This window comes from Micromonospora sp. NPDC047557, assembly GCF_043205095.1.
Lineage (GTDB): Bacteria > Actinomycetota > Actinomycetes > Mycobacteriales > Micromonosporaceae > Micromonospora.
The window spans coordinates 47,692-69,323 of the sequence record NZ_JBIDDK010000013.1 but is presented as its reverse complement, the minus strand read 5'-3'; the positions used below and the strand labels follow the sequence as shown (position 1 = coordinate 69,323).

15 protein-coding genes and 1 pseudogene are annotated in these 21,632 nt (G+C 72.2%); 8 read left to right on the top strand and 8 right to left on the bottom strand.

What is annotated here, in order from left to right; translation table 11 throughout:
* Positions 1–171 precede the first annotated feature (171 nt).
* Positions 172–945, bottom strand: a complete 774-nt coding sequence (locus tag ACGGAQ_RS25475) for a peptidoglycan DD-metalloendopeptidase family protein (protein WP_393053103.1) — start codon at positions 943–945, stop codon at positions 172–174.
* Between the two features lie 251 nt (positions 946–1,196).
* Here ACGGAQ_RS25475 and ACGGAQ_RS25470 point away from each other — a divergent pair.
* From ACGGAQ_RS25470 to ACGGAQ_RS25450, 5 genes and pseudogenes are all read left to right on the top strand, one after another.
* Positions 1,197–2,537, top strand: a pseudogene (locus ACGGAQ_RS25470) (ABC transporter substrate-binding protein); the annotation flags it as partial.
* A 24-nt stretch (positions 2,538–2,561) separates the two neighbouring features.
* Complete coding sequence (locus tag ACGGAQ_RS25465; RefSeq protein WP_393053390.1) at positions 2,562–3,608, top strand: carbohydrate ABC transporter permease; 1,047 nt, start codon at positions 2,562–2,564, stop codon at positions 3,606–3,608.
* 1 nt (position 3,609) lies between these two features.
* Positions 3,610–4,578, top strand: coding sequence for a carbohydrate ABC transporter permease (locus ACGGAQ_RS25460; RefSeq protein ID WP_393053100.1), 969 nt, complete (start codon positions 3,610–3,612; stop codon positions 4,576–4,578).
* Between the two features lie 67 nt (positions 4,579–4,645).
* Positions 4,646–5,692 (top strand): LacI family DNA-binding transcriptional regulator, encoded by a 1,047-nt coding sequence (locus ACGGAQ_RS25455; RefSeq protein ID WP_393053097.1) that lies wholly within the window; start codon positions 4,646–4,648, stop codon positions 5,690–5,692.
* 95 nt (positions 5,693–5,787) lie between these two features.
* Positions 5,788–7,458, top strand: coding sequence for a glycoside hydrolase family 13 protein (locus tag ACGGAQ_RS25450; RefSeq protein ID WP_393053387.1), 1,671 nt, complete (start codon positions 5,788–5,790; stop codon positions 7,456–7,458).
* 323 nt (positions 7,459–7,781) lie between these two features.
* Here the strand turns inward: ACGGAQ_RS25450 and ACGGAQ_RS25445 are convergent, their stop codons facing one another.
* The 3 genes from ACGGAQ_RS25445 to xylA all read right to left on the bottom strand — a co-directional run bounded on the left by ACGGAQ_RS25445 (position 7,782) and on the right by xylA (position 11,921).
* Positions 7,782–9,215 carry an MFS transporter gene (locus ACGGAQ_RS25445; RefSeq protein ID WP_393053094.1) on the bottom strand — a complete coding sequence of 478 codons (1,434 nt, stop codon included), beginning with the start codon at positions 9,213–9,215 and terminating at the stop codon, positions 7,782–7,784.
* 84 nt (positions 9,216–9,299) lie between these two features.
* Positions 9,300–10,724: a xylulokinase gene (gene xylB / locus ACGGAQ_RS25440; RefSeq protein ID WP_393053091.1), complete on the bottom strand. Its 1,425-nt coding sequence runs from the start codon at positions 10,722–10,724 to the stop codon at positions 9,300–9,302.
* A gap of 9 nt (positions 10,725–10,733) precedes the next feature.
* Positions 10,734–11,921 (bottom strand): xylose isomerase, encoded by a 1,188-nt coding sequence (gene xylA / locus ACGGAQ_RS25435; RefSeq protein WP_393053088.1) that lies wholly within the window; start codon positions 11,919–11,921, stop codon positions 10,734–10,736.
* A gap of 78 nt (positions 11,922–11,999) precedes the next feature.
* Here xylA and ACGGAQ_RS25430 point away from each other — a divergent pair, with 78 nt between their 5' ends.
* The gene (locus tag ACGGAQ_RS25430) at positions 12,000–13,238 is read left to right on the top strand and encodes an ROK family protein (RefSeq protein WP_393053085.1); all 1,239 of its coding nucleotides are present in this window, start codon (positions 12,000–12,002) and stop codon (positions 13,236–13,238) included.
* 118 nt (positions 13,239–13,356) lie between these two features.
* Positions 13,357–15,030, top strand: a complete 1,674-nt coding sequence (locus tag ACGGAQ_RS25425; protein ID WP_393053082.1) for a SpoIIE family protein phosphatase — start codon at positions 13,357–13,359, stop codon at positions 15,028–15,030.
* Position 15,031: 1 nt separating this feature from the next.
* Here ACGGAQ_RS25425 and ACGGAQ_RS25420 read toward each other — a convergent pair whose 3' ends face one another.
* Positions 15,032–15,673, bottom strand: a complete 642-nt coding sequence (locus ACGGAQ_RS25420; RefSeq protein ID WP_393053079.1) for a MarR family winged helix-turn-helix transcriptional regulator — start codon at positions 15,671–15,673, stop codon at positions 15,032–15,034.
* Positions 15,674–15,769: 96 nt separating this feature from the next.
* Between ACGGAQ_RS25420 and ACGGAQ_RS25415 the strand changes: the two genes are divergently transcribed.
* Complete coding sequence (locus ACGGAQ_RS25415; protein ID WP_393053076.1) at positions 15,770–16,900, top strand: PP2C family protein-serine/threonine phosphatase; 1,131 nt, start codon at positions 15,770–15,772, stop codon at positions 16,898–16,900.
* Between the two features lie 10 nt (positions 16,901–16,910).
* Here ACGGAQ_RS25415 and ACGGAQ_RS25410 read toward each other — a convergent pair whose 3' ends face one another.
* The 3 genes from ACGGAQ_RS25410 to ACGGAQ_RS25400 all read right to left on the bottom strand — a co-directional run bounded on the left by ACGGAQ_RS25410 (position 16,911) and on the right by ACGGAQ_RS25400 (position 21,567).
* Entirely contained in the window at positions 16,911–18,395 is a 1,485-nt protein-coding gene (locus ACGGAQ_RS25410) for a sugar transferase (protein ID WP_393053073.1), read from the bottom strand.
* Between the two features lie 214 nt (positions 18,396–18,609).
* A complete protein-coding gene (locus tag ACGGAQ_RS25405) occupies positions 18,610–20,364 on the bottom strand; it encodes a substrate-binding domain-containing protein (RefSeq protein ID WP_393053385.1) in 1,755 nt (584 codons plus the stop codon).
* Between the two features lie 165 nt (positions 20,365–20,529).
* The gene (locus tag ACGGAQ_RS25400; RefSeq protein WP_393053070.1) at positions 20,530–21,567 is read right to left on the bottom strand and encodes a lactonase family protein; all 1,038 of its coding nucleotides are present in this window, start codon (positions 21,565–21,567) and stop codon (positions 20,530–20,532) included.
* Between the last annotated feature and the right edge of the window lie 65 nt (positions 21,568–21,632).

The following is a 21,632-nucleotide window of genomic DNA, read 5'->3' as shown; positions in this document are numbered from 1 at the left end:
CCGGCGCTTTTTTGTGGGTTTGACCCGACAGCGCAGCGGCAATATCTCGACCATGGAGACATCTCGGGTCACGTTCGCCGCCGCGCTCAACCTGTCGATCTGGCGACTGAACACCTGACCGGCGCCGGTCCTCCGGCGGGAAGCGGCCCCGCCGGAGGACCCAGGGCCCCGTCAGCAGCGGGGCACGTTCGGGATGTAGCCGTCGTAACCGGTGTAGACGTACGCGTCGGCGATGAAGCGGCCGCTGCCGATGCGGTCCCAGATCGAGCTGGTGCCGTACGTGCCGGTGACCGTGGTGCCGCTGGTCTGGCAGGCGATGGTCACCCGGGTGCCGTCGGCGACGGTGCCCACCGACGCGTACCCCGTGCCCGGGCCGGAGCGGACGGTCAGCGGCGTGCCACTGGTGTCGACCGTGGCGTTGCCGGTGCCCGAGCTGCACCCGTTGTCGCTGGTGTAGGTCTTGCTACCCCAGTACAGGCCGAGGGTGCCGTTGAACCTGACCTGGATGTCGTTGCCGTTGAGGCGCTGTTCGTAGTGCAGGTGGGGGCCGGTGGACCCGCCGGTGCTGCCCACCCAGCCGAGCACCTTGCCGTACCCGACGGTCTGCCCCACCGAGACGTTGAAGCCGTTGAGGTGGGCGTAGTAGGTCGTGTAACCGCCACCGTGGTCGATCCGCACGTACTTGCCGTAACTGGTGCCGCCGAGGTCGGTGACCCGGTCGACCGTGCCGGGGGCGCTGGCCACCACCGGGTCGCCGAGGTCGTCGGTGCGGTTGAAGTCGACCGCGTACGCCGGGCTGTGGTCCGACCGGGTCTGCCCCGACCAGGACTGGCCGCACGGGAACGGCACCTTGAAGGTCGGCGCGGCCAGCGCCGGGCTCGCCGGAGCGAGGACTCCCCCGACGAGCAGGCCCGCCACCAGCAGGCTGATCCACCGCTTACGCATCCAGCTCCTCCTATGTTTAAAACCTTCGATGAACTGGCTTTAGCCTGACAGATATCGCCAGTCTTCGAAAGAGTCGGGATCCGCAGCTGGGAGCGCGCCCAGCCAGCGGACACGAGGTTTCGGGATTGTTACTCGCTCGTGTCTGACAGGGGGTGGACCAGACCGGATGCAAGCGCTTACATGTGTGCACGCCCAATCGGACCGGCGAGGGTCACCAGCACCAGACCACGCCGGCTAGGAAGGAGGACGGCATGGCGGTCTTTACCAGACCACGCCAGGCCTTCGTGATCGCCGGTGTGCTCGGGCTGGCGCTCAGCGCCACCGCTTGCGGTACCGGTGACGACAAGAAGAGCGACAAGGCGGGCTCCGCGGAGTGCGCCCCATACGAGAAGTACCAGGGCCACGACGGCAAGAAGGTCTCCATCTACGCGTCCATCCGTGACGCCGAGGCCGACCTGCTCGAGCGGTCGTGGTCGCAGTTCACCGACTGCACCGGCATCGAGATCGCGTACGAGGGCAGCGGCGAGTTCGAGGCCCAGCTCCCCGTGCGGGTCGACGGCGGCAACGCGCCCGACATCGCCTTCGTGCCCCAGCCGGGCCTCGTGAAGCGGTTCGCGGACGCCGGCAAGCTGAAGTCCCTCGGCGCCGACACCAAGGCCCTGGCCGAGCAGAACATGCCGGCCGACTGGCTGAAGTACGGCACCGTCAACGGAACGCTCTACGGCGTGCCGCTCGGCGCGAACGTCAAGTCCTTCGTGTGGTACTCGCCGAAGACGTTCAAGGAGAAGGGCTGGGAGGTCCCGACCACCTGGGAGCAGCTCATCGCCCTGAGCGACAAGATCGCCGCCAGTGGCATGAAGCCGTGGTGCGCGGGCGTCGAGTCCGGTGACGCCACCGGCTGGCCGGCCACCGACTGGATCGAGGACGTCCTCCTGCGTACGGCGGGCGCCGAGGTCTACGACCAGTGGACCACCCACGCGATCCCGTTCAACGACCCGCGGGTCGTCGACGCGGTGGACCGCGCCGGCACGATCCTCAAGAACGAGAAGTACATGAACGGCGGCTTCGGCGGCGTCAAGAGCATCACCACCACCGCCTTCCAGGAGGCGGGCCTGCCGGTGACCACCGGCAAGTGCGCGATGCACCGACAGGCGTCCTTCTACGCCAACCAGTTCCCCGAGGGCACCAAGGTGGCCGAGGACGGCGACGCGTTCGCCTTCTACTTCCCGGCCATCGACGCGGCCAAGGGCAAGCCGGTGCTGGGCGCGGGCGAGTTCGTCGTCGCTTACGCCGACCGTCCCGAGGTGCAGGCGGTGCAGACCTACCTGGCCTCCGCCGAGTACGTCAACAGCCGCGCGAAGCTCGGCAACTGGGTCACGGCGAACAACAAGCTGGACATCGCCAACGTCGCCAGCCCGATCGACAAGCTCTCCGTCCAGATCCTGCAGGACAAGACGGGCGTCTTCCGCTTCGACGGATCCGACCTGATGCCGGCCGCCGTCGGCGCGGGAACGTTCTGGAAGGGCATGGTCGACTGGCTGAACGGCAAGGCGACCGCCCCGGTGCTCCAGGGCATCGAAAGCAGCTGGCCGATCCGGACCCGGAAGGGAGGGTTGATGGAGTTCGACTTCGCCGATGAGCAGCCGAAGCTCCTCATGCTGATGTACGGGCTGGTCGCCTTCGTGGTGGTGGTGGGCGGTCTGCTCCTGCTGCTCGACGTCGTGCCGGCCTGGTTCGCCCGGCGACGGGAGGCGCAGCTCGTCGCCGCCTCGGCGAGTGGAGCTCCCCTCCCCCGCCGGACGCGGCCACGGGAGGGGATCTTCGCGCTCTTCTTCCTGCTGCCCACGCTGCTGCTCCTCACCATCGGCCTGGTCGTGCCGGCCATTCGCACCCTGCTGCTCTCCCTGATGGACGGGAGCAGCACCAGCTGGGTGGGGCTGCGCAACTACGGCTGGATGTTCTCCGACGACTCGATGCTCCGGGTCCTGATCAACACCCTGGTCTGGGTGGTCCTGGTCCCGCTGGTGGCGACCGCGTTCGGCCTGATCTACGCCGTCCTGGTGGACAAGGCCCGGTTCGAGGCCGTGGCCAAGTCGCTGATCTTCCTGCCGATGGCGATCTCCTTCGTCGGCGCCAGCATCATCTGGAAGTTCGTCTACGCCTACCGCGGCGAGGGCGACCAGATCGGTCTGCTCAACCAGATCGTCACCAGCCTCGGCGGCGAGCCCAAGCAGTGGCTGCTGGAATCACCCCTGAACACGCTGCTGCTGATCGTCATCATGGTCTGGATCCAGGCCGGCTTCGCCATGGTGGTGCTCTCCGCCGCGATCAAGGCGATCCCCGGCGACATCGTGGAGGCCGCCCGGCTCGACGGGGTCAGCCCCTGGCAGATGTTCTGGCAGATCACCATGCCGAGCATCCGGCCGGCTCTGATCGTGGTGGCGGTGACGCTCACGATCGCCACGCTCAAGGTCTTCGACATCGTCCGGACCTCGACCAACGGCAACTACGACACCAGCGTCATCGCCAGCGAGATGTACAACCAGGCGTTCCGGTACGGCCAGAACGGGCAGGGCTCCGCGCTCGCGGTCTTCCTCTTCATCCTGGTCATCCCGGTCGTGATCTACCAGATCCGCAACCTCCGTCAACAGCGGGAGGGCTGAGATGACGACTGCAACGCCCACCGTCGCCGCCGGCGTCCAGAAGACCGACGGCACCGCGTCCACCACCGCCGGGCGGGTACGTCGGCGACTCAACAGCCGTACCGCCACGCTCGTCTCGATCGTCATCGCGGTGGTCTGGACCATCCCGACGTTCGGCCTGTTCGTCTCCTCCCTTCGGCCGGAGGACGAGATCAAGACCACCGGCTGGTGGACGGCCTTCACCAACCCGCAGTTCACGCTGGAGAACTACCAGCAGGTCCTCTTCGGGCGGTCGGCGTCGTCCGGGCAGCTCGCCAGCTACTTCATCAACTCGCTGGCGATCACCATCCCGTCGGTGCTCTTCCCGCTCGCGTTCGCGGCCCTGGCCGCGTACGCACTGGCGTGGATCAACTTCCGCGGGCGGGACTGGCTCTACATCGCGATCTTCGCGTTGCAGATCGTCCCGCTGCAGATGGCCCTGGTGCCGCTGCTGAAGTTCTTCTCCACCGGCGTCACCCTCGGCGGCGTCACCCTGATGCCGGCGTGGGACCTGGTCGACGAGCAGAAGTTCGCCCAGGTGTGGTTCGCACACACCTGCTTCGCGCTTCCGTTCGCGGTCTTCCTGCTGCACAACTTCATCTCGCAGCTCCCCGGCGACCTGATGGAGGCGGCCCGGGTCGACGGGGCCACCCACCCGAAGATCTTCCGCACCATCGTGCTGCCGCTGATCACCCCGGCGCTGGCCGCGTTCGGCATCTTCCAGTTCCTCTGGGTCTGGAACGACCTGCTGGTCGCGCTCATCTTCGCCGGTGGCGGCAACGAGACCGCCCCGCTCACGGTTCGGCTGGCCGAGATGGCCGGCACCCGGGGCAACGAGTGGCAGCGGCTGACCGCGGGCGCGTTCGTCTCGATCGTTGTACCGCTCGTCGTATTCCTGTCCCTGCAGCGCTTCTTCGTGCGAGGTCTGCTCGCCGGCAGCGTCAAGGGCTGACCCGCTTGCCCGCCGCCGCCTGGCCCCTGAGGGCGGCGGCGGGCGACGGGTACCGAGCGGGGGAAGCATGACGAAGATTGATGATGTCGCCCGGTTGGCCGGGGTCTCCACGGCAACCGTCTCGCGGGCCCTGCGCGGGCTGCCGACGGTCTCGGCCGCCACCCGACGCAGAGTCCTCGCGGCCGCCGAGCAGCTCGACTACGCGGTCTCGCCGAGCGCGTCCCGGCTCGCCGGTGGCCGCACCGGCACGGTCGCGGTGGTCGTACCCCGGATCACCCGCTGGTTCTTCAGCACGGTCGTCGAGGCGGTCGAGGAGTATTTGCACCACTCCGGCTACGACCTGCTGCTCTACAACCTCGGCGGTCGGGAGCAGATCCGCCAGCGGGTGCTGCGTACCGCCAACCTGCACAAGCGGGTCGACGCCATGATGCTGGTCGCCACACCGCTGCGCCCGGCGGACCTGACCGCGCTGGCCGCCCTGGACCTGCCCGGCGTGACCATCAGCTCGGGGAGCAGGGTGCCCAACTGGCCGTGCGTACGGATCGACGACGTGGCCGCCGCGCGGATGGCCACCCGCCACCTGCTCGACCTCGGCCACCGGCGGATCGCGCACATCTCCGGGGACCCCGACGACGAGCTGGCCTTCACCACCCACCTCGACCGGCGCCGGGGCTACCAGGCGGAGCTGCGGGCCGCCGGACTGCGACCCGATCCGAGTCTGGACGTCGAGTCGTCGTTCACCATCGACGGCGGCAACCGGGCCGCCGCCGAGCTGCTGGCCCGCGGTGTTCCGCCGACCGCGATCGTCGCCGCCTGCGACGAGATGGCGATGGGCGCGATGACCGCGCTGCGCGACGCCGGGCTGCGCGTACCACAGGACGTCAGCGTGGTCGGTATCGACGACCACGACCTCGCCGGCGTGCTCGGGCTCAGCACCATCGCCCAGCCGGCCGCCGAACAGGGCCGCCTGGCCGCCCGGATGCTGCTCGACCCGCTCGGCGCCCGCAACCTGAGCCCGATCGTCGGTCAACGAACCGCCGACGGCGACACATCGGTGATCCTGCCCACTCGGCTGGTGGTCCGAGAGTCCACCGCACCGCCGCGGGCACACTGAACCCCAACCATCCGCCGCCGGCCGGCGGCTGGCGGCGACGTGGCCGGCAGCAGCACCGCCGGCAGTCCACTCACCGCGCGACACGGGAGACGACCCTGAACACCGATCCGACGCAGCAGACCTCCTCCGGTCACCCGATCACCGGCTGGTGGACCGAGGCCGCCATCTACCAGATCTACCCACGCTCGTTCGCCGACTCCGACGGTGACGGCATCGGTGACCTGCCGGGCATCACCGCCCGCCTCGACCACCTGGTCGAGCTGGGCGTGGACGCGGTGTGGCTCTCCCCGTTCTATCCGTCGCCGCAGGCCGATGCCGGCTACGACGTGGCCGACTACCGGGACGTCGACCCGCTGTTCGGCACCCTCGCCGACGCGGACAAGCTGATCGCCGAGGCCCGCTCCCGCGGCCTGCGGGTGATCGTCGACCTGGTGCCGAACCACACCTCGTCGGCGCACCGCTGGTTCCAGGCCGCGCTGGCCGCCGCGCCGGGCAGCCCGGAGCGGTCCCGGTACATCTTCCGCGACGGCCTCGGCCCGGCCGGCGACCAGCCGCCGAACGACTGGCAGAGCGTCTTCGGCGGTCCGGCCTGGACCCGGACGGTCGACCCGGACGGCCGACCCGGCCAGTGGTACCTGCACCTGTTCGACACCGGGCAGCCCGACCTCAACTGGGACAACCCGGAGGTGCACGAGGAGTTCCTGGACGTGCTGCGGTTCTGGCTGGACCGCGGTGTGGACGGCTTCCGCGTCGACGTGGCGCACGGCCTCGTCAAGCAGGCCGACCTGGCCGACTGGCAGGAGCCCCAGGAGATCCTCTCCGGCAACGAGATCGACAAGCCGCGCCCGCCGATGTGGGACCAGGAGGGCGTGCACGAGATCTACCGGCAGTGGCGGCGGGTCCTGGACAGCTACCCCGGCGAGCGGGTGCTGGTCGCGGAGGCGTGGGTGGAGCCGGCCGAGCGGCTGGCCCGCTACGTCCGCCCGGACGAGATGCACCAGGCGTTCAACTTCGAGTACCTGCTCGCCGCGTGGACCGCGCCGGCCCAGTACGCGGTGATCACCCGCTCCCTGGAGGCGACCGACTCGGTGGGCGCGCCGACGACCTGGGTGCTGTCCAACCACGACGTCGTACGCCACGCCTCCCGGCTCGGCCTGGCGATCGGCGGCGGCCGGCCCAACGGCATCGGCATCGGCGACCCGCAACCGGACGCCGCGCTCGGCCTGCGCCGGGCCCGGGCGGCCACCCTGCTGATGCTCGCCCTGCCCGGCTCGGCGTACCTCTACCAGGGCGAGGAGCTGGGCCTGCCCGAGCACACCACGATGCCCGACGAGGCCCGACAGGACCCGACCTGGGCCCGCAGCGGGCACACCCAGCGGGGCCGCGACGGCTGCCGGGTGCCGATCCCGTGGGAGGCCGACGCCCCGTCGTACGGCTTCGGGCCCACCGACGCCAGCTGGCTGCCGCAACCCCCGTCCTGGTCGGAGTACGCGCTGGACCGGCAGCGCGACGTGCCCGGCTCGACGTACGAGCTGTACCGCACGGCGCTGCGGCTGCGCCGCGCCCACGGCCTGGGCCGGGGCACGCTGGAATGGCTGCCCTCCAACGACGAGGTGCTGACCTTCCGCAACGGTGAGCTGACCGTGCTGACCAACTTCGGCGACGCCCCCGTGCCGCTTCCGGCCGGTGCCGAGGTGCTGGCCGCCAGCGCACCGCTGGACGAGGGCGCGGTCCCGACCGACGTCACGGTCTGGCTCCGCGGCTGACCGGTCCGGTCCAGCCCTCTCCCGCCGCCGCGGCCTGCTCCGCTGCCGTTTGAATGGAGTCCGCCCCACCGCCCCACCGCTTTCCAGCGCCGGGCCGGTGGGGCGGTCGGGGACGGGGACCGCTGCGCATCACGTCCTTTGCTCTGCTTCAACCGAGGCGACAGTCGGTGCCCTTATGTGTTGCGTGGGTTGAAGCAGAGCAAAGGCGGCGCTGGCACTACGCGGACCTGGCGGCCGCCCGATGATCGGGTGATGAGAAGGAGGTCCAGGCCGCTCCGGAACAACCAGCCAACGAGCCGGCGCGGGTACGGGGCGAGGGCCCGTCAGAGGCGGTCGGCTCGGGTGTGCAGCAGGTCGTGCACGTTGTCGATGTCCGCCGGTGAGGTTCGCGAGGCGAGCCAGTACATGATGCCGGTGGGAATGAAGAAGAGCTGGAACGCGGCCAGCCCGACGGCGAAGTTCAGCGGCGGCGGGAAGGCCGCGCGCAAACCCTGGAAGGCGACCCCGACCAGGCCGTTGCCGGCCGACCGACCCACCCCGTTGACCAGGTTGCCGAGGCTGTAGACGGTCCCCCGGTGCTCCGGCGGGTTCACGTCGGCGATCAGCGCGAACCAGTTCGGCGAGTTCGCCGAGGTCAACGCGAGCGCCACCACGGCGGTGAGCAGGCTGAGGCCGACCGACGGCTCGGTGACCACGCTGGACAGCACCGCGCCTACCACCGCGCCGGCGCTGCCGCCGTCGGGCACGTCGATCGTCACCGGCACGAAGAACAGCACCAGGTAGAACGGCAGGGCGGCGAGGATGCCGACCGCCGCGACCAGGGCCCGACCCCCAGGGGTACGCCGCTGCACCGCGTCGCCGACCAGCCCACCCACGATGGAGAGCACTCCACCGAGCTGGAACAGCGTGGCGAAGACGCTGCCCACCACCACCGCGGTCGACTCCGAGTAGCCCTGGGCCTCGGCCCGTTCGGCGAACAGCACCGGCAGCCAGACCAGCGAGCCGAACGCCGCCTGCGCGGTCAGGCCCTGCAGGATCAGCCACCGGTTGGTCCGCCGGGCGAGGATCCTCGGCACGTCGGCCCGACTGATCCGGTAGTCGTAGTCCGCGCCGGCGTCCAACGCGTCGGCCAGCTCCGGTTCGCTCTGGCCGCGCCGGACGTCGTAGGTGAACAGGTACGCCAGGGTGGCGGCCAGGCCCACCCCGGTCAGCAGCAGGAACGGCCGCCGCCAGTCGGCCGCGCCGAGCAGCCCGCCGACCAGCGTGCCGGCGAGCGTGCCGACGCCCTGGGAGAGGCCCCAGAAGCTCATCACCAGCCCACGCCGGGTCGGCGAGATCAGGTCGGTGACCACCGAGAAGCCCACCGAGCCGACCGCACCGAGACCGACCGCCGCGACGAGCTGGGCGGCCAGGAACGTGAGGTACCCGCCGGCGAGCGCACTGCCGCCGGTACCCGCCGCCCAGAGCAGGGTGCCCACCATGAGCAGCGGTTTGCGGTTGCTCCGGTCCCCGACGTACGCCCAGCCGACCGCGGCCACCGCGCTGACCAGGAAGCTGACGGCGGTGACCAGCCCGAGCAGCCGCCCCGACACGTCGAACGCGCCGGCGATCGGCTTGTAGAGCGGTGGGACGAGCCCGATCGCCACGTTGTCGAGCGAGGCGAGCAGCACGAACACCACGACGCTGTACAGCCGGTGCGCCCGGCCGCCGCCCCGGCCACGCCGGCGCTGGTCGGGCCCGCCACTGGTCACGCTCATGACGGGCAGCCAACCAGACTCCGGTACGCAGGTCGCGACGCGGGTGGGTGCCGGTCGGCTCCCACCCGCGTCGACTCCGAGGTGTCAGCGGCGGTCGAGGACCAACCCGCGGGCGGCGGCGTACTGGTCACGGACGGCGGGGACGGGCTCCGCCGCGTACTCCTCGGTGCCCTTGACCTCCCACTGCGGCGGCGTCGGACCGCCGAGGGCGACCCAGGCGGCCTGACGGGCGGCGCCGTCGGCGACGTACTCCCCGGCGGGCGGGACGACCACCGGGCAGCCGAAGACCTGCGGTGCGATCCGGCGGACCGCGGCCGAGCGTGCCCCGCCGCCGACGAGGATGACCCGGCGGACGGTGGCGCCCTGCGCGGTCAGCGCGTCCAGGCCGTCGGCGAGCGCGCAGAGCATGCCCTCCACGGCGGCCCGGGCCAGGTGCGCGGGGGTCGACGTGCGCAGGGTCAGCCCGTGCACCGCGCCGGTGGCCAGCGGGCGGTTGGGCGTCCGCTCACCCTCCAGGTAGGGCACCATGACGAGCCCGTCCGCGCCGGCCGGCGCGGAGAGCGCCAGCTCGGCCAGCTCGTCCAAATCGACGCCCAGCATCGTGGCGGCGGCGTCCAGCACCCGGGCGGCGTTGAGCGTGCAGACCAGCGGCAGGAAACGGCCCGACGCGTCGGCGAAGCCGGCCACCGCGCCGCTGTCGTCGGCGGCCGGCACGTCGGCCACGCTGAACACCGTGCCGGAGGTGCCGATCGAGACGACCACGTCACCGGGACCGGCGCCGACGCCGAACGCGGCGGCGGCGTTGTCGCCGGTGCCCGCGCCGAGCAGCGCGCCGCCCCCACCCAGCTCGTCGGCCAGCGTGCCGGCCGACTCTGCCGGGCCCAGCACCTCGGGCACCACGAGCTGCCGACCGAAGGCCCGTTCCAGCAGGTCCGGACGGTAGGAACCGGTGGACGGGGACCAGTAGCCGGTGCCGCTGGCGTCACCCCGGTCGGTCCGCAGCCCCGCCAGCCCCGGCGCACCGGCCAGCCGCCAGGTCAGCCAGTCGTGCGGCAGGCAGACGGCCGCCACCCGGGCGGCCAGATCCGGCTCGTGCCGGGCCAGCCAGCGCAGCTTGGTGATGGTGAAGCTCGCCACCGGCACGCTGCCGGTGGCCTCGGCCCAGAACCGCCGCCCTTCCGAGCCGCCGCCGGCCTCCTCGATGAGGTCGGCGGCGGCGTCGGCGGAGCGGGTGTCGTTCCACAGCAGGGCCGGGCGCACCACCCGGCCCGCCTCGTCGAGGCAGACCATGCCGTGCTGCTGGCCGGCGACGGAGACCGCCGCGACGTCGGCCAGCCCGCCGGCCTCGTCGGCGGCGCTGCGCAGCGCCTGCCACCAGGCTTCCGGGTCGACCTCGGTGCCGTCCGGGTGCGGTGCCCGGCCCTGCCGGAGCAGAGCGCCGGTCTCCGCATCCCGGATGACGACCTTGCAGGACTGGGTGGACGAGTCAACGCCTGCGACCAACGGCATGGCGGGGCCTCAGCGAGCGCCGAGCAGGTGCTCGACGGCGAGCTGGTTGAGCCGGACGAAGGCGAAGCCCCGCGCGGCAACCGCGTCCACGTCGAGGTCCTCGAACGCGGACCGGTCGGCCAGGAACTCCTCGTAGCCCTCGCCGTCGGCGAGCGTCGGCGTGCTCAGCTCGCCGACCTTGCTGGCGGCCAGCGCCTCGACGACCTCGGGGTCGGCGCGGAACGCCGCGGCGCGCTCCTTGAGCAGCAGGTAGGTGCTCATGTTGGCCGCGGCCGACGCCCACACCCCGTCCATGTCCTCGGTGCGCGACGGCTTGTAGTCGAAGTGCCGGGGCCCGTCGTAGGTCGGCCCACCGTTGGGGCCGCCGTTCTCCAAGAGGTCCACCAGGGCGAACGCGTTCATCAGGTCACCGTGGCCGAAGACCAGGTCCTGGTCGTACTTGATGCCGCGCTGGCCGTTGAGGTCGAGGTGGAACAGCTTGCCCTGCCAGAGCGCCTGGGCGATGCCGTGGGCGTAGTTGAGCCCGGCCATCTGCTCGTGGCCGACCTCCGGGTTGAGGCCGACCAGCTCCGGGTGGGCCAGCTGGGAGATGAAGCCGAGCGCGTGCCCGATGGTGGGCAGCAGGATGTCGCCGCGCGGCTCGTTGGGCTTGGGCTCCAGGGCGAACCGCAGGTTGTAGCCCTTGTCGATGGAATACTGGGTGAGCAGGTTGACGGCCTCGCGGTAGCGGTCCAGGGCGGCCTGGACGTCCTTGGCGAGGTCGTACTCGGAGCCCTCCCGGCCACCCCACATCACGAAGGTGCTCGCGCCCAGCTCGGCGGCCAGGTCGAGCTGGCGCAGCACCTTGCGCAGCGCGTAGCGGCGGACGTCGCGGTCGTTGCTGGTGAAGCCGCCGTCCTTGAAGATCGGGTGGGTGAAGAGGTTGGTGGTGACCATCGGCACCACGAGGCCGGTCTCGTCGAGCGCCTTGCGGAACCGCGCGATGTGCTGATCGCGGGTGGCGGCATCGGCCCCGAACGGGATCAGGTCGTCGTCGTGGAAGGTGATGCCGTACGCGCCCAGCTCGGCGAGCCGGTGCACTGCCTCGACGGCGTCGAGCTCGGGACGGGTCGCGTCGCCGAACGGGTCGCGGGCCTGCCAGCCCACGGTCCAGAGCCCGAAGGAGAACTTGTCGGCGGGGGTGGGACGGGGTGCCATGATGGACCTCCGGGGTGGCGTTGTCAGGTATTTGTTCAGCGATTGAATTATTTGCCCGCCCTGTGGCAGTGTCAAGGGGTGAGCCCCACCCACGCCCCGGCCGGCGCAGCCCGTCAGGGCAGCCTCCGCGAGCTCAACCTCGCCCTGGTTCTCGGCCGGATCGCCGCCGCCGACCGCCCCCCGTCCCGGGCCGACCTGGCCACCGCCACCGGCCTGACCCGAGCCACCGTCTCGGCGGTGGTCGAGGACCTGCTCGCGGGCCAACTGGTCAGCGAGGCCGACCCGGCGCCCCGGGCGGGCGCCGGCCGCCCGGCCCGAGGGCTGGTCCTGGCCGACCAGGGCCCGGCCGGGCTCGGCCTGGAGGTCAACGTCGACTACCTGACGGTGTGCGTCGTCGATCTCGCCGGTCAGGTCCGGCACCGCACCGTGCACCGGGCCGACCTGCGCCCCGTCGCCCCCGCCGACGCGCTGGCCCGCCTCGTCGACCTGGCCGGGCAGGCCCGCGCCGACGCGGCCCGGCAGGGCCTCACCCTGGCCGGAGCCGCGCTCGCCGTACCCGGCCTGGTGGACGACGCCGGCCTGGTCCGGCTCGCGCCGAACCTCGGCTGGCGGGACGTCGCGGTGCCCGAACTGCTCAGCGGGCACCCGCCCCTGACCGAACAGGTGCCGGGCATCCCGCCCCTGGTGGTGGACAACGAGGCCAACCTCGCGGCGCTCGGCGAGCTGCACTCCCGGCCGCCCGGCCCCGCGAGCTTCCTGCACATCTCCGGCGAGGTCGGCATCGGCGCGGGGATCGTCCTGGACGGCGCGCTGTTCCGCGGCGTACGCGGCTGGAGCGGCGAGATCGGCCACCTCCCGGTCCACCCCGAGGGCCGTCCGTGCCGCTGCGGAGGGCAGGGTTGCCTGGAGCAGTACGCCGGTCAGGAGGCGATCGTGGCCGGTGCCGGGCTGGTCCGGGCGGAGCTTCCCGCGGACACCGCGACGGCGCGGCTGGCCGAGTTGGCCGAGGCCGGCGACCCGGACGCGCTGCGGGCGCTGCACGACGCCGGTACGGCACTCGGAGTGGCGGTGGCCGGCGTGGTCAACCTGCTGGACCTGGACACCGTGGTGCTCGGCGGCGGGTACGCCCCGCTGGCGCCCTGGCTGTGCCCGCCGGTGCTCGCCGAGATCGCGGCCCGGGTGCTCACCGCCGCCTGGTCACCGGTCACGGTCCGGCCCTCGACCCTCGGTCCGGAGGCCGCCGCCGTGGGCGCGGCCGGCTCGGTGGTACGGCGGATCGTCGCCCGCCCCGCGGGCTGGCTGAGCCGCTCCGGCTGACGCGCTCTGGGCGTGCGTCGGTGCGGCTCGGTACGCTTGCCGTCGAGCAACTATCGGCAGGCGAGGAGCCCAGGAGCAGCATGCGTACAGGTCGTCGGACGCCCGGCAGCGTCGGGCGGTGACCACGACCCGACGGGGCGGCATCGCCGGTCCGGTCGGCGGCGATGGGCAGGCGTCGCGACCACCGACCCGCCAACGCGTCGGCGGTGCGCTGCCGGCCGACTCGCCGCTGGCCCGCGAGCTGCTCGACGGGCTCGCCGAGGCCGTGCTGACGACCGACGAGACCGGCCGGGTCACCCTCGTCAACGCCCGGGCAGCCCAGCTGCTCCCGGAGATCGTCGCGGGCGTCGAGCTGTCCGAGTGCCCGGTGGCGGCACTGGCCCGGGCCGTGCGGGACGGCACCGAGAGCTTCGACGCCGAGCACCACGGCCGGCACCTGCGGGGCGGTCGACGGCAGCTCGCCGGGAGCCGGTACGCCTGGTACGTCCGGGACGTCACCGAGGAGCACGCCCGTACCGACGCCCTGCTTGCCGAACGCTCCCGCACCGCGTTCCTCGCCCAGGCCGGCAGCCGGCTCGGGCTGTCCCTGCACCGGGACCAGACGCTCCGCACCACCGCCACCCTCGCCGTGCCGTACCTGGCCGATGCCGCCGTGGCGCTGCTCCGGCCGCCCGCGCCGGCCGAGCCGCACCCGCGCTGGACGCGGTACGCCGACGGCGAGCCGGCCCCGGTCACCGGGGTGGCCGGCCCGGAGCTGACCGACGCCGTCCCCGGCCTCAGCGAGGCGCTCGACGGCGTACCCACCGAGCCGAGCCGCTGGCGGGACGCCGAGGCCGCGGACCTGAGCGGCGTGCTCCCACCCGGGTTCGGCCGGACGGGCGCGCTGCTGGTCAGCCCGATGCCCGGTCCCGGGGGGTCAGCCGGCGCGCTGCTGTTGGTCCGCCGTGCCGGCCGGGCCGGCTTCGACCCACGCGACGTCGAGCTGGCCCGCGAGTTCGCCGCGCGGGCCGGCGCGGCGCTGGCCGCCGCCGAGCTGTACGGCGAGCAGGCCCACCTGGCCCGGGTGTTGCAGACCAGCCTGCTCCCGCCGCAGCTGCCGACCGTGCCCGGCGTGAGCATGGCCGGCGGCTACCGGGCCGCCGGAGACACGCTGCGCATCGGCGGCGACTTCTACGAGGTCTTCCCGCACTCGCGGGGCGCGCTGTTCGCGTTGGGTGACGTGTCCGGCAAGGGCGTCGGGGCGGCCGTGCTCACCGGCCGGGTCCGCCAGTCGCTGCAGACCCTGCGACTGGTCGAGCAGCGACCGCTGGAGCTGATCCACCTGCTCAACCGCACCCTGTTCGACGCGCCCGACGCCGCCCGGCGAAGCCAGCTCACCACTCTGCTGCTCGGGTCACTGGAGCGCGGGCCGGCGGGGGTGGACATCCGGATCGCCGGCGGCGGGCACCCCGCGCCGCTGCTGGTCACCGCCGCCGGTTCGGTCGTCCCGGTTCCGGTCGGCGGGATGCCGGTCGGCGCACTGGCCGACGCCCGGTTCGCCGAGACCCGGGTGCACCTCGACCCGGGGGACCTGCTCCTCGCGTACACCGACGGGGTGACCGAGGCGAACGGCGGCCCGGTCCACGCCGAGAAGTTCGGCGCGCACCGGCTGCGGGCCGCACTGGCCGCAGCGGCCGGGCTGCCTCCGGCCGCGCTGGTCGACAGGCTGCTCCAGGTGGTGGACGAGTGGCTGGGCGGGCAGGCTCACGACTACATCGCCGTGCTGGCGGTGTGCGCGTCGGCGCCGGCCTGAGTCAGGCGGTCCGGGCCACCGGCGGCTCACCGGTGGGCCATTCGCGCGGCGTGCCCACCGCCCGCTCGGGGCCGGTCTGCCACACCGTTCGGGTCGACCGCTCCGGGCGCTCCGACGAGTCCCCCGCCGGCCCGGTGGGCCGGTCCGGATCCCGCGGGTCCGCGTCGTCCGGCCAGTCGTCTCGCCCAGGCGGCCGGTCCCCGTCATCCGGCGCCGAGCCGCTTCGCGCCTGCTGCCGGCGGGCGGCCTCGTCGAACTCCCGCATCCCGCTCACCAGGGCGGTACGGCCCGCCGGAGTCATCGCCGCCAGCACTGTGGCGATCCGCTTCTGCCGGTCGGCGCGCAGCTCCGCGAGGAGTCGACGGGCCTCCGGGGTGAGGTGCAGGGAGATCTCCCGCCGGTCGAAGCGACCGGGCTCGCGCTCCAGCATCCCGGCCGCGACCAACCGGTCGCAGAGTCGGCTGGCGGAACTGAGCAACATGTCCAGGCGGGTGGCGAGCCGGCGTAGGTTGATCCCGTCGTGCTGTTCGACCACCATCACAGCCCGTAGTTGGGCTCCGGAGACCCGGCTGGCGGTCGCCTCGCGGACGGAATCCCATACGCCCAGCAGGGCTCCCGCCGCCGCGTCCAACGCGGCAGCCATACTCGTCGCAGGGTCCGGTGGACCGTGTTCTTCGGCCATGGTGGCCCGAGACTACTCCGAAGCCACTGGTAGTCGAGCTTTGATCAAGGAGGCCTGATGAGTAAAGCGGTCAATCGGGCACGCCGTACCCTGAACGAGACACCCGCCGACCTTCTCGTGGGCAGTATCGGGAAGATCTTCGAAGAGGCGTACGGGATCACCGAAGCGGAGCTGTACCAGGTCGACTACCGCCTCTCGGAGCTGTTGCCACTCACCGAGGGTGACTCCATCCGAGACGCCGGACACCCCGCCTGGCGGGCCTTCGACCACCAGGTGCCCCTGCTGGTCGACGGCACCGCCTGGGTGCCGGTCAGCATGCGCGGCGAACGGCGGGGCGTCCTGCGTCTCGCGCCGGTGGCCGACGACCCGGCCGTGCTCAGCGAGCTGGCCGACGTCGCCACCGCGCTCGCGCACGAGCTGGCGGCCGTCTCCCCCGGCACCGACGTCTACCGCGTCGCGCGGCGCAGCCAGCGGCTCACGCTGGCCGCCGAGATGCAGTGGGATCTGCTCCCCGGCCGCAGCCGGATCCGACCCTCGTTCAGCCTGGCCGGGCAGCTGGAACCGGCGTACGCCGTGCGGGGCGACAGCTTCGACTGGGCCGACGACGGGCAGCGTCTCTGGCTGTCCACGATCAACGGGACCGGCGAGGGTGTCGCGGCGTCCCTGCTCACGTCGCTGGCCACCCACGCGCTGCGCAACGCCCGCCGGGCCGGCCTCGGTCTCGGTGATCAGGCCGCCCTCGCCGACCAGGCCATCTACGACGAGTACCGGGGCAAGCGGCACCTCTCCGTGCTGTTGATGGAGCTGGACCTGCGCTCCGGGACGATGAGCGTGGTGGACGCCGGCTCGCCACGGCTCATCCTGCTGCGGGGCGGAGAGGTCACCGAGCAACCGCTGGAGGCGCAGTTCCCGCTCGGCATGTTCGAGGCGACCGACTACCACGAGCAGACGCTCACGCTGGAACGCGGCGACCGGCTCTTCGTGGTCAGCGACGGCGTGGTGGAGGCCACCGGGAAGAACGTGCGCTACGGCGAGACGGCACTGGACCGGTTCCTGCGCCGGACGGGCCCGATGGAGCCGCTGGACGCCGTGCGGTCGCTGATCGGTGACCTGCGCGCGTTCGTGGCCGGCGACCTCGTCGACGATGCCGTGGTGGTCTGCCTGGACTGGACCGGCCCGCAGGCGTGAGCGGCGGCGGTCAGTACGCGCCGCGGCTGTTCAGCACCGCGCCGGCGGTCTTCCAGAGGATGGTGAGGTCGGCGGCGAGCGACCAGTTCTCCACGTAGTAGAGATCGAGTCGGATGCCGTCCTCCCAGCTCAGGTCGGACCGGCCGCTGACCTGCCACAGCCCGGTCATACCGGGCTTCACCAGCAGCCGCCGGGCCACGTCACCGTCGTAGCGGGCCACCTCCGACGGCAGCGGCGGACGCGGCCCGACCAGGCTCATCTGGCCCAGCAGCACGTTGACCAGCTGCGGCAGCTCGTCCAGCGACCACTTGCGCAGCAGCCGGCCGACCCGGGTCACCCGAGGGTCGTCGCGCATCTTGAACATCAGGCCGTCGGTCTCGTTGCGGGTCGCCAGCTCGGTGAGCAGCGCGTCGGCGTTGACCACCATCGTCCGGAACTTGAACACGCCGAACTCCTGGCCGCCCCGACCCACCCGGACCTGCCGGAAGAGCACCGGCCCCCGGCTGTCCAGTTTGATGGCCAACGCGATCACCGCGATCAGCGGCAGCAGCAGCGCCAACGCCAGCGACGACGCCGACCGGTCGACGAACCCCTTGATCAGCTTGCGCGCACCGCGGAACTCGGGCGCCTCGACGTGGATCAGGGGCAGCCCGGCGACCGGACGGGTGTGGATCCGTGGGCCGGCCACATCGGTCAGCGCGGGCGCCACGACGAGGTCGACGCCGGTCCCCTCCAGCTGCCAGCCGAGCCGACGCAGTCGGGCCGCCGTCAGCTCACCGGAGGCGGTCACCGCGACCGTGTCCGCGCCGATCGCGCTGGCGGCCTCCGGGATGCCCCGGAACGATCCCACCACCGGCACGTCACCGAGCCGCTGGGCCACCGGCGCGAGCAGCGCGTCGGGAATGCACGCGCCGACCACCTGATAGCCGGCGTACGGCTCCCGGCGCAGGGTGTGCACCAACTCCAGCACGTGTGCGGTGTCGCCGACCACGAGCACCTTGCGGGACCAGCCGGCGCCTTTCGAGCGGGCCCGGTGCAGGCGTTTGCGCGCGACGAACCGGGTCACCTCCAGCCCGACCGTGCCGACCGCGAACGAGATGCCGAGGAAACCACGGGAGACGCCGACGTCGGCGATGTAGCCGGCGATGGCGATCGCGCCGGCCAACCGCAGGCTCGCCGAGCTGACCCGCCGGTACTCGTCCGCCCCGTAGCCGACGACCCGGTCGTCGTAGCAACCGAGCGCCTTGAGGGAGATCAGCCAGGCCAGGACCAACCCCGGCGCCACCAGCACGTACGGGATCTTGGAGCCGACCGGCTCCTCGTCCCCGAACCGGCCGACGTACCCGACGAGCAGCGCGATGATGAGGATGGTGGTGTCCAGCACGACCAGGACCCGGACGTAGGACCGTTCGTCGGCGCGGGCCACCAGCCCGCTCGGCGGGCCCTCCGGCGTCGCCGAGGTGCTGGCGGGGGTCAACAGTGTCGCCGCGGTCACCGGCCCTCCCACTCTGCTCAGGACGGCCCCGGCCGACGAGTCGGACCGGAGGCGGACGGACGATGCCGGGACACGTCGACATCCTGCCTTGATAACTATGGCTGCCGATTGCTTCCGACGTATTGCCGTCACTTTTCTTCAACCCTGCGGCCATAAAAGGAACCCGCCGTACCGCTGACGCGGTACGGCGGGTTTCTCCCTGCTGTGCGGCCGGTCAGCGCGGCGCCGGGGGGCGGCGCGCGATGGCGGTGAGGAAGATGCTGCCGATCTCGTTCGGGTCCTTGGTGACGAAGACGTCGCCGCCGGTCACCTTGGTGATCGACTCCAGCTCGGTCTTGCTGACGCCCTCGCCGATACCGATCATGATGACCTGCACGGGCCGCTCCGGGTCCGCGATCTGCTTGAGCTTGGCGAGCAGTTGTCCCTGGCTGAGGCCGTTGTCGTCCTCGTTCTTGCCGTCGGTGAACAGCACGATGGAGTTGACCCGTCCGGGCTGCCAGTCCTCCTGCACCGCCTGGTACGCGGCCAGCATGGTGTCGTAGAGGCCGGTGTCACCGCTGGACGGCTTGATGGTGGCGAGTGCCCCCTCCAACTGCGCCCGCTGGCCGGAGAGCGGCCCGATCGGGACCAGTTGCCGGAAGTCCCGGTTGCCGACCAGCTTGGTGGAGAAGGTCCACAGGCCGATGGACCAGGAGTCGTCGAAGAGTCCCAGGCCGCGGCGGGCCGCGTCCACGGTGACCTCCTCCCGGCTGCGGTTGTTGGCGCTGGGCACCAGGTCCTTCATCGAGCCGGAGACGTCGATGACGGCGAGCATCCGACCCGACTGGGTGGCGATCGACCAGCTGGAGACGACACGCTGTATCGCGGCCGGGTCCAGGCCGCCCGCCGCGGTGCCGCCGGCCGCCGGGGCGGTCGACGCGCCGCCGGCCGGGCTCGGGGCGCCCTGCGGCGCGTTGAAGCCGGCACCCCAGTTGCCGTCCGGACCGCGCAGCGACTGCGCCGCCAGCCGGTCGCGGAACTTCGGGGCGGTGAGCAGCTCGAACAGCACCTTCGCCGCCGCCGCCTTGGTCGGCTCGATGCCGGGCAGCACCGCGTACGGGTAGTCCAGCGGCATCGGGGCCGGCTCCATGTAGAGCGCGGCGAGCGGCACCGGGGGCTTCTTGCTGTTGTAGGCGATCACGTCTTCTTCGGAGAGCGCCGCCGCACCGAGCGCGCTCGCGATGGACGTCGGGTCCGTGGCGGTCGGGAAGCGGGCCAGCAGGTCGTTGCGGAGCGAGGAGCGACCCGTGGCCAGCGCGCGCAGCGCGCCGACGGTGTTGCGCTGGGCGTCCCCGCCGGCGCCGCTGGCGGCCGTGGTCAGCGAGAGCAGGCCGGACAGGCCGGCCGCGTCCCGGGTCGGCTCGACGATGCCGGTACGCAGTGGCTTGCTGCTGTTGACCTGCTTGAGCAGATCGGCCCAGGTGAACTTGGCGTTGGGCCAGCCCAGCCGCGTGGCCACCGGCTCGGGCATCGCCACGACGACGGGGCTGCGCGCGATGGAGGCGCCGTTGGTCGGCGCGAACGCCGTGGCGTCCTTCTTCAGTCGCAGCAGCCAGGTCGAGGAGTCCGGCACCCAGACGTCCGGAGTGACCGCGGTGCCACTGGCCTGGCCGACGCCGGCCAGCACGGCACCGTGCTTCGCGGCCACCACGGCGGCCACGTCGACCGGGTCGGACGCCGAGACGTCCACCCTGATGCAGGTGGGGCCGACCGCGGCGCCGTCCTTGACCCACTGGGACGCGGCGGCGTCCACGGCGGGCGCCAGCTCGGAGGCGACCGCCACGGCGAGTCGGATCTCTCCCGAACAGCTGGGCTGGACCAGCTCCTTATAGCCGAACCAGACGCCGGTGGTGACGACGAGAACCGTCGCCGTCGCGGCGGCGGCTGCTAGATGAAGTTTTGTACGCATGCGATGGCGGCCTGCTGACACGCTGACCATCTTGCGTATTAGGTGCCGTCTCTGCCACATCCGTTCGGACTAAAGTTACGCAGGAGAAACAGTTGATCGCCAATTAGCAACAGAGTGTGACGAGACGGCCCCACGGCGTTGCCAAACCGGTTTCCCGCTCACGTCTGGTCCCCGCCGCCGACCGACTCACGGCAGCACGCAGGTCGGGCTCGCCACCGGGACGGGCTCGCCGACCGGGGCCGGGATCCCGGTGCTCGCGTCCCGCCGGAAGGCCCGCACCATGTCCGCCCGCTCGTCGGCCACGTACAGGTGCTCCCCGATGAGGGCGAAGTGTCGCGGCCACTCACCGCCGGTGTCCACTTCGGCCACCAGATCGGGCAGCTCACCGGCCAGGTCGAAGACAGCGATGGTGCCGATCCCGCGGTTGGCGACGTAGAGGAAACGGCCGTCCGGCTCGACCGCGACCTCCGACGGCTGGACGTGACCCGCCCGCTCACTCGCCTCGACGCGGCCACGCTGGTGCAGCGCACCGTCGTCGGTCACCTCGTACGCGGTGACCGAGGCGTCCAGCTCGCCGACCAGATAGCAGCGCCGGCCGTCGGGATGGCGGGCCAGGTGCCGGGGCCCGGTGCCGGGCGCCGTCCGCATGCGTGGACCGCGCGGCACCAGCCGCCCGCTCGCGCCGTCCAGGTCGTACCGGTAGACCGAGTCGGTGCCGAGGTCCACCGCGAGCAGCGGCCCCCGGCCCCGGCCCGGGGAGACCATGTGGGCGTGCGCCCGGTCCTGGCGTTCCGGGTCGGGGCCGTGCCCCTCGTGCACCACCAGATCGGTGCGCTCGCCGGGCACGCCCTGCGCGTCGAGTGGGAAGACCGCGACGCTGCCGCCGCCGTAGTTGGCCGCCACCAGGTGGTCACCGTCGGGCAGCACCGCCAGGTGACAGGGCTCGGCGCCGCCGGTCGACCAACTGCCGAGCGCGTCCAGCGCGCCGTCCGGCCCGACCTGCCAGGCGCTGATCTCCCCGTCGGTCAGCTCGTTGACCGCGTAGAGCACCGGACGGGTGGGGTGCCGCACGAGGAACGACGGTGACGGCGTGACCGCCACCGTTCCGAGGGGGGTCAGCGTCCCGGTGGCCGGGTCCCGGTGGGCGGCGACGATGCCGCTGCCCCGCCCTCCGCTCTGCGCGGTGTAACCCCCGATGTGGACGATCTCGCCCTGACCAGTCACGCTGCACCCCTTTGCCGGCATCCTGGAGTAGATCCAACCAGAGCTGCCCATGAAGCCGACCCGCT